General features: G+C 61.4%; 1 pseudogene. It reads right to left on the bottom strand.

The features are described from left to right. Positions 1 to 523: pseudogene (locus tag ACP7BV_RS27815) on the bottom strand (TrbI/VirB10 family protein); the annotation flags it as partial.

Raw genomic sequence — 523 nt, 5'->3', positions numbered from 1 at the left:
ATCGATCAGCTTTCCTTGTAAAACCTTGTACTCGAGATTCTCGATCTGACTGGCGTGACTCACCGGAACGCCAGAGTCCGACACAGCGCGGGCGAAGCGTGAATTGGCGTCCTGAGCACCGCGTTGCCCGGTTCCCGGGCTGGCGCCAACTGAACTACTGCTCTCCCTATCGACGCCCTCTTGTGGTGGCCGTTGCGGCGTCGAATCTTGCGTCGCCACACTCGGCGGAATGAGTGCCGACTTGAGGCGCGCGTCGAGTAAGCGCATTTCGTGTTCGCGCTTCTGTAATTCCAACTGCTCGCGCTGAATCTTCAGTGGGTCTTCTGGCGCCGGCGTACTAACTGGCGGAGGGGCGGTGCTGGCGTCCGGCTCAACCGCAGGGACGCTAGCAACTGGCGTCAGTTTTGGAACCGGTTTGCGTTCGGCGATCGATAGATCGGTGGCGCCAGGGGCTTTTGCCTGGGAGTCTCCGCCATTTTTCAAAAACCACACGGAGCCGAGCGCGAGCGCAGCGCACGCCGCG

Origin of the sequence: Massilia sp. TSP1-1-2 (assembly GCF_049896185.1) — a bacterium.
GTDB lineage: Bacteria > Pseudomonadota > Gammaproteobacteria > Burkholderiales > Burkholderiaceae_D > Telluria_A.
Note: the sequence above shows the minus strand (reverse complement) of the source record. Positions and strands in the feature narration are given on the sequence as shown.